The following is a 9,960-nucleotide window of genomic DNA, read 5'->3' as shown; positions in this document are numbered from 1 at the left end:
GCTCAGCTGGTCTCCTTGCCGCGCATCTCCCGCTTGTAGCGGATGAATGAGGTGTCCTTGTAGCGGCCTTCCGCGACGTAATGTCCCAGCCACATGAACTCGCGTGCGCCGGAGGTCGCGCCCGTGTATCGGGTGATCAGTCGGCCGTTCAGATCAAAGAAGGCGAATACCGGTGTGGCGCGGACCTGGAACTGTTTGAAGGAAAAATCCTTCTGGGTGGTTTCGTGCCCCTGGAAGTCCGTGATTGGCAGGCTGCCCTGGATGTCCATCGAAAAAATCAGGAAATGCTTGCGGTAGTAGTCCTGTATCTCCGGACGGTTGAGTACGGTGGTCTTCATGCGATGGCAGAAGGGGCAATCCGCCTGCTCGAAGAAGATCAGTATGCCTTGCTTGCCGGCCTGACGGGCGGTGGTCAGTTCCTCCTGGAAGTTGCCGAAGCTTTCCTGGAAGAAGAATTTTCCCGGATCGCGGGGTTCCGCGGCGTGAGCGGCGGCGGCGAACAGCAGGCCGGCAAGTAATGCCTGGCCGAGCGTGCGCAACGATTTCATGATCGATCTCCCTGGTGTGACCGGCTTCATTATCGAGTCAGCCCTGGTGCCGGTCGGGTCGCTCCTATCTATATAGACGTTGGGAGTGGCCTGAATATTTCAACGATGCGGCATTGAAATGGCGGTGATTCGCCCCAATGCTCTTGGTCCACCCGCCAAAGGCGCCCCGGCGCCGGATTCGTCCGAGCCTATGCGTGTTTTTCCGCTCTTCGCATTGCTTCTGATCGGTTTTCCCCTGCTCGAACTGTATATCCTGATCAAGCTGGGGACGGTCATCGGCGCGTTCCCGACGGTCGCGCTGGTCGTCGGCACCGCGCTGCTCGGCGCCTTCCTGCTGCGCCGTCAGGGTCTGAGCAACTATCGCCGCATGCAGCAGAGCATGGCTCGCGGCGAGGTGCCGGCGCAGGAGATGCTGGAGGGGGTGGTGATCCTGCTGGGTGCCGTGCTGTTGCTCGTGCCCGGCGTGATTACCGATGTGCTTGGCCTGCTGTGCCTGCTGCCGCCGCTGAGGCGGGTGATCGTGGCGTTCTGGTTGCGCCGGACGGTAGTCGAGATGCAAGTGTCGTCGCGTGTTCGCGGTACGCACGGCGGTCGGGTCTATGATGCGGAGTACCGCCATCTGCCGTCCGACGATGACCGTTGAATGACGTGCGATACGAGGCCTTGATTTTGCCAAGTCCGCCACTATTATTAGCACTCTCCTACGCGGAGTGCTAAATACCACCGCCAAACTTCATCGTGGTTTTAATCTGAAATAAGGAGTCGTAGCACATGAACATTCGCCCCTTGCATGATCGCGTGGTCATCAAGCGCATGGAAGAAGAGCGCACCAGCCCCGGTGGCATCGTGATCCCCGACTCGGCGACCGAGAAACCCGTTCGCGGCGAAGTGCTGGCTGCGGGCAAGGGCAAGATTCTCGAGAACGGCGACGTCCGCCCGCTGGACGTCAAGGTCGGCGACAAGGTGCTGTTCGGCAAGTATGCCGGCACCGAGATCAAGATCGACGGCGAGGAGCTGCTCGTTATGCGCGAGGAAGATATCGTCGCGGTCGTCGAAGGCTGATCGGTCTTTCTGCGAATCCAACATCTGAATCAAGACAGAGGTACTGGCAATGAGTGCAAAGGAAGTCAAATTTTCCGACGACGCCCGCTCGCGCATGGTGCGCGGCGTGAACGTGCTGGCCAATGCGGTCAAGGTCACGCTGGGTCCCAAGGGTCGCAACGTGGTGCTTGAGCGTTCCTTCGGCGCGCCCACCGTGACCAAGGACGGCGTTTCCGTCGCCAAGGAAATCGAGTTGGACGACAAGTTCGAGAACATGGGCGCGCAGATGGTGAAGGAGGTCTCCTCGCAGACCTCGGATGTCGCCGGCGACGGCACCACCACCGCGACCGTGCTGGCCCAGGCCATCGTCCGCGAGGGCATGAAGTCGGTCACTGCGGGCATGAACCCGATGGATCTCAAGCGCGGCATCGACAAGGCCGTTGCGGCCACGGTCGATGAGCTCAAGAAGCTGTCCAAGCCCTGCACCGACAACAAGGCGATCGCCCAGGTCGGCACCATCTCCGCCAACTCCGACGCCTCGATCGGCAACATCATCGCCGAGGCGATGGAGAAGGTCGGCAAGGAAGGCGTGATCACCGTCGAAGAGGGTTCCGGTCTGGAGAACGATCTGGACGTGGTCGAGGGCATGCAGTTCGACCGCGGCTACCTGTCGCCCTACTTCGTGAACAACCAGCAGAGCATGTCGGCGGAGCTGGATGACCCCTTCATCCTGCTTTACGACAAGAAGATCTCCAATATCCGCGAGCTGCTGCCCGTGCTGGAAGGCGTGGCCAAGTCAGGCAAGCCGCTGCTGATCATCGCCGAGGATGTCGAGGGCGAGGCCCTGGCCACCCTGGTGGTCAACAGCATTCGCGGCATCGTCAAGGTCGCAGCCGTCAAGGCGCCGGGCTTCGGCGACCGCCGCAAGGCCATGCTGCAGGACATCGCCGTGCTGACCGGCGGCCAGGTGATCTCCGAAGAGGTTGGCCTGTCGCTGGAGAAGGCCTCCCTTGAGGATCTCGGTCGCGCCAAGAAGGTGCAGGTCACCAAGGAAAACACCACTATCATCGACGGTGTCGGCAGTGGCGCGGACATCAAGGCGCGCGTGGAGCAGATTCGCGCCCAGATCGAGGAGGCCTCCTCCGACTACGATCGCGAGAAGCTGCAGGAGCGCGTGGCCAAGTTGGCCGGCGGTGTGGCCGTGATCAAGGTCGGGGCCGCCACCGAGATGGAAATGAAGGAGAAGAAGGCGCGCGTCGAAGACGCCCTGCACGCCACCCGTGCGGCCGTCGAAGAAGGTGTGGTGCCCGGCGGTGGTACCGCGCTGGTGCGCGCGCTGGCCGGTCTGGCCGCGCTCAAGGGCGACAACGCCGATCAGGATGCGGGGATCAGCATCGCCCGTCGTGCGATGGAAGAGCCGCTGCGCCAGATCGTCGCCAATGCCGGTGAGGAGCCTTCCGTGATCCTGAACAAGGTTCGCGAGGGTGACGGCAATTACGGCTACAACGCCGCGACCGGCGAGTACGGCGACATGGTCGAGATGGGTATTCTCGATCCGACCAAGGTCACCCGCTCCGCGCTGCAGAACGCCGCTTCCGTGGCCGGCCTGATCATCACCACCGAGGCGATGGTTGCCGAGCTGCCGAAGAAGGACGAGGGCGGTGCCCCGGCCGGCGGCGACATGGGCGGCATGGGCGGCATGGGCGGCATGGGCATGATGTAACGCCCGGCGTACAAGCCGATCCAAGAGAGCCCCGCCTTGTGCGGGGCTCTTTTTTTGCCCGCATGGCGGAGGCCGCGAGCGTTTCGTGCCGATCGCGCGAACGGGGCGTCGTCGAAGGCCGCGGCGGCGCGATATGCGTTTTGTCAGGAAAATGGCTTAAGTGATTGTATGGTAATGAACATGCCCGCCGTGTTAGCTTTAATCGCCAGGGGCAGGGGTTCAGCGACCCCGATAAACTCAATAAATGCGTAGGGAGCGGACATGGTCGAGCATGCCTGGGTGGTGCCCAAGGCGCTGAAGCAAGTGCGGATGTGGATTCATCCCGAAGGGCAGGTGCTGGCAGGCATCTATCTCGTTTCGGATCATCCTGGCGAGCTGCCTGCCGAGCTGCCGATCGACCTGCTCAATCAACCCGCCCCCTTCCTGGCGTGTCAATGCCATGGCGGGGAGTTGCGTTTCTATAACAAAAATGCGCTGGTTCGCATGGAGTACGAATCCGAAGACGAAAGCCTGCGCGCGGCCGATGTGGTATTGCGCGGCGAGTTCGGTTTGATGGACGGTTCGGTTTTCGTGGGCGCCATTCGCGAGAATCTGCCGCCCGAACGCCGTCGTCTGCTGGATTATCTCAATGTGAATGTCGAACGCTTCATCCGTGTCTTCCTGGAAGAGGAGGCACGCGTGGCCTTGATCAACAAGGCCTATATCGTTCGGGCCATCCCCCGAGACTGAACCGGCGTTCGAGCTATGAGTCTGTTCCGAGATTTCCGCACCGAACGACGCATCGCGCAGATGCTGGCTATCAAGCAGATCAGCTCGGTGGAGGGTGTGGAGGCCCTGCAGAAGTTGCGCGAGTGCGCGGGCGAGTCCATACCTCGGCTGATTCGCCTGCTGGCGTCCGGCGAAAGCGCCAATCGCGGCCGGCTCGTCCAGATTCTGACGCGGCTGCTGGACGACGACAGCCTACCGCATTTCCACCGTGTGCTGGCCGCCGGCGAGCCGCGCCTGGCCCAGGCAGCGGTCGAGATCCTGCGTGGTGGACGGGGTTATAACCCCAATCATCTGTTGGAGTTTCTGGCGGACCCGGCGGTCCCCAAGGCGGCGTTGCTGGATATCCTGTCGGCGCAGGGCAAGGCGCTCGATGCCGCCGGCGTGTTGCGTCAGATCAGCCACCTGGACCCCAGCGAACGCAATATCGCCTTCCGTCTGCTCGCGGAGATTGCGGAGCCGTCGTTGATTCCCGAGCTGGCGAGCCGCGCCAACGCCCGTGATCTGCAGATTCGACAGGGCGTGGCGCGTGTATTGGGGCGATTCGATCATCCGCAGGCGCATGAGGCTCTGCGCCAGTTGCTCGACGACCCGGGCAAGACGGTGCGCCAGCTCGCCCTCGAAGGTCTCGCGGCCCATCCCGGTGCACTGGATATCGAAACCGCCTTTCGCCTGCTGCGCGACAGCGACATGTCGATACAGGGGCGCGCGGTGGAAACCATCATCCGGATGCAGGACCCCGAGACACTCACCCACCTGATCGACATCCTGCGCGACGAGTCGGAGTATGTCAGGCGTGCCGGCGTCGAGATCCTCAACGAAATCGGGGATACCACGGCGATCAAGACGCTGCTCCGGGCCATTCGTGACGACGACTGGTGGGTGCGCGCGCGTGCTGCGGACGCCCTGGCTCGAATCGGCGGCAGCCGAGTGATTCAGGCGGTCGTTTCCCTGCTGCGTGACGACGATGAATTCATCCGTCGTGCCGCGGTGGAGATCATGAACTCGATCAAGGACGAGGCCTCGTTCCGGCATTTGATCGATGCGTTGGCGGATTCGGACTGGTGGGTGCGCGAAAGAGCCGTCGATGCGCTCGCCAAGCTGGGCAACAAGGCCGCCGTGCCGGCGCTGATGCCGCTGCTTGAGCGTGACGATTCGACCGCGGTCGCAGTGCTGCGGGCACTGATGCGTCTGGGTGGCGTGGAGCAGATCGAGGCCGTATCGGCGCAGCTCAACCGGCCGGAGCCGGCGGTGCGCAGCGAAGCGATGCTGGTGCTCGTGGAACTGGCCGATGCGGCGCATGCTCCGACAATCCGCGGGCGCCTGGAGAAAGCGGCCCAGAGCGCGCCGGAAGACGAAGTGCGCGAACTGGCGCGCGACTGTGCGATCCGCCTAGGTGAACGCTACGCCGCACCGGGTGCGGCCGCCGCAACCTATGCCACGCCGATGACCGGGGATGCCTCGGAAGCCGGGAGCGCGGAAGCGGAGGTGCCGGTCATCGAGGGGCCGCCGATCAAGCTCAAGCTGCTGCGCGCAGGCGAGCTGTTGGGCGAGCGATACCGCCATATCCGGCGTATCGGGCGCGGTGCCTTCGGCACGGTGACGCTGGCCGAGGATTTGGTGCGCGGCGAGCAGGTTATCCTCAAGTTTCTGCATCCGCAGATGGCCGTGGACGACAACATGGTGCGGCGCTTCCAGCGCGAACATCATTTCGCCAAGCGCATCGAGCACCGCAACGTCATTCGGATCTACGATTTTTTCATGCTGGGCGGCTTGTACGTGATCAGCATGGAATACTTCCCTTCAACGGCCCTGTCCGCCGAGGTCAAGGCGCAGGTGCCACTCAGCCTGGAGCGGGCGTTGCACATCGCGCATGAAGTCGCCGCGGGCATGACCGCGGCGCATGCGATCGGCATCGTGCATCGCGATCTCAAGCCCGGCAACATCCTCACCAACGAACACAATCTGGTGAAGATCGTGGATTTCGGTGTCGCCGCTGCGGTCGACAGCACCGATACGCGTTTGACGCGAACCGGCCTGCTGGTCGGCACGCCCCGCTACATGGCGCCCGAGCAGGTGCTCGGCAAGACCATCGACGCGCGCACGGACATCTACAGCCTCGGCGTGATTCTGTATGAAATGCTCGCCGGCAGCTCGCCCTACAGCGGTGAGGACAACGTAGCGGTGATGTATCAGCATGTGCAGGGTGGCGCCGCGCCACTGCACGAGCGCAACCCCGAAATCTCACGCACGTTGAGTGCTTTCGTCGCCCGCATGATGGCCGTCGACCCGGACAAACGTTTCCGCAACATGTCCGAGGTGCGGCGTACGCTGGAGCCCTTTATGCACGATCACCGGCTGTGAGGCTGGGGAGGCGGCATCGTGGCGCGTATTGATGCCTTCTTGAAACTCGGTCGCGAACAGGGGTGTTCCGACGTGCATCTGGCGGTGGGTTCGCCGCCGTTGCTGCGCATGAACGGCGAAATCATGCCGATTCGTTTCAGGGAACTTGGCGATCGCGAGCTGCTGGGTTACGTCTTCGAAATCCTCAGCGAGAATCTCAAGCAGCGCTACCGCTTGGGCGAGGATCTCGATTTTTCCTACATGGCCGAGGGCGTCGGCCGCTTTCGCGCCAATGTGTTTCGCAAGGCGACCGGTATCGGCGCCTCGTTCAGACACATCCCTTCGCTCGTGCCGAGCCTTGGTGATCTGGGCCTGCCGCCCGTGGTTCATCGTCTGGCCGAGCATCGTCAGGGCATGGTGCTGGTGACCGGCTCGACCGGCACGGGTAAATCCACCACCCTGGCGGCCATGCTCGATCTCATCAACGGGCAGGATGCACTGAACGTGATCACGCTCGAAGACCCGATCGAATTCATCCATGAGAGCCGCAAGGCGCAGATCGTCCAGCGCGAGATCGGTACCCATGTGCCCGGGTTCAGCGAAGGTCTGCGTTCGGCGCTGCGCGAGGACCCCGACGTGATCCTGGTCGGCGAGCTGCGTGATCCCGACTCCATCATGATGGCCATGGTCGCCGCCGAAACCGGCCATCTCGTGCTGGCCACGCTGCATACCACCACGGCGGTCAAGACCATCGACCGGATCATCGACGCCTTGCCCGCCGAGCAGCGCGAGCAGGGCAAAAGTTTCCTGGCGAACAATCTGCGAGGGGTCATCTCCCAGGTGCTGGTGCGTTCGGCCGAGGGGGGCGGACGTCGCGTGGTGGTGGAATCCCTGGCCATGACGCCCGCGGTCGCGCAGATGCTGCTCAGCGACAAGACGCATCAAATCCCCTCGGTCATGCAGACCGGACGCGAGGCGGGCATGCAGTTGCTTGACCAGGGTCTGCTCGACGGGATCCAGCGCAAATTGATCGATCCGGACGACGCCTATCTCTACGCGCAGGATAAAAAGGCATTCCAGCGCTTCGTGACCGACGCATCGTTGCTGCCGCGCGTCGGCCTGGCCGGGGGCTGAGCGTGAGCCGCGTGGATCGCTGGCTGGAGGATTTGCTGCAGCGCGGCGGTTCCGACATGCACCTGATTGCGGGGCAGCGTCCCCGGATGCGACTGGACGGCGAACTTCAGGCCGTATCCGACAGCCCGCTACCCGCCGAGGAAATCGAAACCATGGCGGGCGAGCTGCTGGGCGAGCATGCCCGGGCGCGGTTCGAGCGCGAGGACGGAGTCGATTTCGCGTATCAAATGGCCGATCAGGCGCGTTTCCGGGTCAATCTCTTCCGCCATCTCGGCGGCCTTGGCCTGGTCATGCGGGCGATCCCTCATGTGCCGAGATCGCTGGAGGCGCTAGACCTGCCGCCGGTGCTGGGCAGCCTCTGTCAGCACAAGCAGGGGCTGGTGCTGGTGACCGGCAAGACCGGCTCGGGCAAGTCGACCACCTTGGCGGCGATGGTCGATTTTATCAATTCCAAGCGGCGTGGCCACATCCTCACCATCGAGGACCCCATCGAGTTCGTGCATTCGCGCAAGCGTAGTCTGATCAGCCAGCGCGAGGTCGGCGAGCACACGCCGAGCTTCGCGGCCGCACTGCGCTCGGCGCTGCGCGAGGACCCCGACGTGATTCTGGTGGGCGAACTGCGCGATCACGAAACCATTGCGCTGGCGGTCACCGCCGCGGAGACCGGTATCCTGGTGCTCGGCACCCTGCATACGCGGCGGGCGGATCTCACCGTGGACCGGTTGATCAACGTATTTCCCGCCGGTAAGCAGTCGCAGGTCCGGATCATGCTTTCGACGTCCCTGCGCGGCGTGGTGTCGCAGCAGCTCGTGCGCCGTGCCGAGGGTTCTGGACGGGTTGCTGCCACAGAGGTGCTGGTCAATACCGCAGCCGTGTCGAGCCTGATTAGGGACGGCAAGGTCGGACAGCTGGAAACTGCGATGCAGAGCGGCGCGTTGGTGGGCATGCAGACCATGGACGGCGATCTCCGCCGGCTGGTCGACGCCGGCGTCATCGAGGGGCACGAAGCCTACACCCACAGCACGCACAAAGAGGCCTTCCGTGCCTACCTGGCCTAGCGGCTTGAAGCCCCGTGCGCGCGACGCCGTTAGATGTTGACGTACATCCAGCCCTGGCGCAGGCGTTTGACCACCTCTTCCACGGCTGAAGGCGCAACCCGTACGTGCCGTATCAGGTCGACCGGCACGCCTGCTGCCTCAAGATGGTGCAGCGTGATGCCGCAGGCGACGAAATGCAGGTTCGGATACTTGCGCATCATTTCGCGGATGCGGGTCGCATAATCGGAGTTGTCGTTGGCCTCCAGCAGCTTGAGCCCGCCGGCATTGGCGACGACTTCGACCTCGATGCCATCTCGGCCACCCTTGTTCAGCAGATAGCTGGCCTGCTGCAGGGTACCCGCGAACTTGACCGGATTGTCCGTGGCCACATGCAGCAGCACCCGCGGCGGTGCCGCCTCCGTGCCCAGACCTGTGTCGAGACGGATGGCGCCGAGTCCGGCGAGGTGGTCGGTCAGCGAGGCCGCGTCCTCGCGCGAGTGGACCAGCCAGCCGCCGGCAAAACTCAGCAGCATCAGCGCGAGTACCGCGCAGCAGGCCGCGATGGACCGACGTTGGCCGAAGCCGCGCCGGCTTGCGTGTGCCTGCGGCGGTGGAGGTGGGACGAAGTAAGCCTGCTGGACCAGATCCTTGATGCGGCGCAGTTCGCAGACCTGATTGCGCAGGTCCGTATCCTCATACATCGTTTCGAGCAGCTCGGCACGATCGTCCACATCGAGTTCGTTGTCGATGTAGGCGTGCAGTCGAGGATCGTCACGAAATCCCGTGTTCATCACTTGACCCTTCTGAGTGAGGCGCGTGGAGATGACGTCTGCGGAGATTGCTGTTGTACGTCCGCCAGGGCGACCAGCAGGGCCTGACGCGCTCTGCTGAGACGGCTCATGACGGTGCCAATGGGTATATCCAAGATACGTGCCACTTCCGCATAGGCGAAACCGTTGAGGTCGACCAGGGTAATCACCTCGCGCTGACCGAGGGGCAGCGCCTTGATGGCCGCGCGCACGCGGTCCACGACCTGCTGCCGCTGATTGACCGTTTCCGGGCAGTCGTCGCAGGGAAAGGCTTCCTCGTCGAGAGGCTGATCCGGGCGCTGCCGACGCAGATGCGTGCGCCAGCAGTTGTGGAGTATCGCGTAGAGCCAGCTTTGCAGTCGTTCGGCCTCGCGCAGTTGCCCGGCCTTCTGCAGGCCCTTGGAGATGGCCTCCTGTGCCAGATCGTCGGCAAGCGTGGGGTCGCAACACCAGGCATAGGCCATGCGGTAGAGGCGCGGCCGCTCTTCGGCGATACGCTTCTTGATCTGGCTGGATAGGCTGACGAGGTCAAACATACCTGGCGTGTCCATGGGTTTCGG

Annotated in this window: 10 protein-coding genes; 7 read left to right on the top strand and 3 right to left on the bottom strand. The window is 63.3% G+C overall.

Going from position 1 to position 9,960, the window contains the following annotated elements; translation table 11 throughout:
* Window positions 1–2: 2 nt before the first annotated feature.
* The gene (locus tag THPRO_RS09815) at window positions 3–548 is read right to left on the bottom strand and encodes a thioredoxin family protein (protein ID WP_038092422.1); all 546 of its coding nucleotides are present in this window, start codon (window positions 546–548) and stop codon (window positions 3–5) included.
* A gap of 190 nt (window positions 549–738) precedes the next feature.
* Between THPRO_RS09815 and THPRO_RS09810 the strand changes: the two genes are divergently transcribed.
* The 7 genes from THPRO_RS09810 to THPRO_RS09780 all read left to right on the top strand — a co-directional run bounded on the left by THPRO_RS09810 (window position 739) and on the right by THPRO_RS09780 (window position 8,612).
* Window positions 739–1,191 (top strand): FxsA family protein, encoded by a 453-nt coding sequence (locus THPRO_RS09810; protein WP_052064585.1) that lies wholly within the window; start codon window positions 739–741, stop codon window positions 1,189–1,191.
* A 128-nt stretch (window positions 1,192–1,319) separates the two neighbouring features.
* The gene (gene groES, locus THPRO_RS09805) at window positions 1,320–1,610 is read left to right on the top strand and encodes a co-chaperone GroES (protein WP_038092421.1); all 291 of its coding nucleotides are present in this window, start codon (window positions 1,320–1,322) and stop codon (window positions 1,608–1,610) included.
* Between the two features lie 49 nt (window positions 1,611–1,659).
* Window positions 1,660–3,312, top strand: a complete 1,653-nt coding sequence (groL, locus tag THPRO_RS09800) for a chaperonin GroEL (protein WP_038092418.1) — start codon at window positions 1,660–1,662, stop codon at window positions 3,310–3,312.
* 261 nt (window positions 3,313–3,573) lie between these two features.
* Window positions 3,574–4,041 carry a hypothetical protein gene (locus THPRO_RS09795; protein ID WP_065089563.1) on the top strand — a complete coding sequence of 156 codons (468 nt, stop codon included), beginning with the start codon at window positions 3,574–3,576 and terminating at the stop codon, window positions 4,039–4,041.
* Window positions 4,042–4,056: 15 nt separating this feature from the next.
* On the top strand, window positions 4,057–6,441 hold the full coding sequence (locus THPRO_RS09790; RefSeq protein ID WP_065089562.1) for a protein kinase domain-containing protein: 2,385 nt from the start codon (window positions 4,057–4,059) through the stop codon (window positions 6,439–6,441).
* A gap of 18 nt (window positions 6,442–6,459) precedes the next feature.
* Window positions 6,460–7,554 (top strand): type IV pilus twitching motility protein PilT, encoded by a 1,095-nt coding sequence (locus THPRO_RS09785; protein WP_038092416.1) that lies wholly within the window; start codon window positions 6,460–6,462, stop codon window positions 7,552–7,554.
* 2 nt (window positions 7,555–7,556) lie between these two features.
* Window positions 7,557–8,612 (top strand): type IV pilus twitching motility protein PilT, encoded by a 1,056-nt coding sequence (locus tag THPRO_RS09780; RefSeq protein ID WP_038092415.1) that lies wholly within the window; start codon window positions 7,557–7,559, stop codon window positions 8,610–8,612.
* A gap of 29 nt (window positions 8,613–8,641) precedes the next feature.
* Here THPRO_RS09780 and THPRO_RS09775 read toward each other — a convergent pair whose 3' ends face one another.
* Complete coding sequence (locus THPRO_RS09775) at window positions 8,642–9,382, bottom strand: hypothetical protein (protein ID WP_038092411.1); 741 nt, start codon at window positions 9,380–9,382, stop codon at window positions 8,642–8,644.
* The gene (locus THPRO_RS09770) at window positions 9,382–9,936 is read right to left on the bottom strand and encodes an RNA polymerase sigma factor (protein WP_065089561.1); all 555 of its coding nucleotides are present in this window, start codon (window positions 9,934–9,936) and stop codon (window positions 9,382–9,384) included. The genes THPRO_RS09775 and THPRO_RS09770 overlap by 1 nt, the downstream gene beginning before the upstream one ends.
* Window positions 9,937–9,960 lie beyond the last annotated feature (24 nt).

It is taken from the genome of Acidihalobacter prosperus, from assembly GCF_000754095.2.
GTDB lineage: Bacteria > Pseudomonadota > Gammaproteobacteria > DSM-5130 > Acidihalobacteraceae > Acidihalobacter > Acidihalobacter prosperus.
Note: the sequence above shows the minus strand (reverse complement) of the source record. Positions and strands in the feature narration are given on the sequence as shown.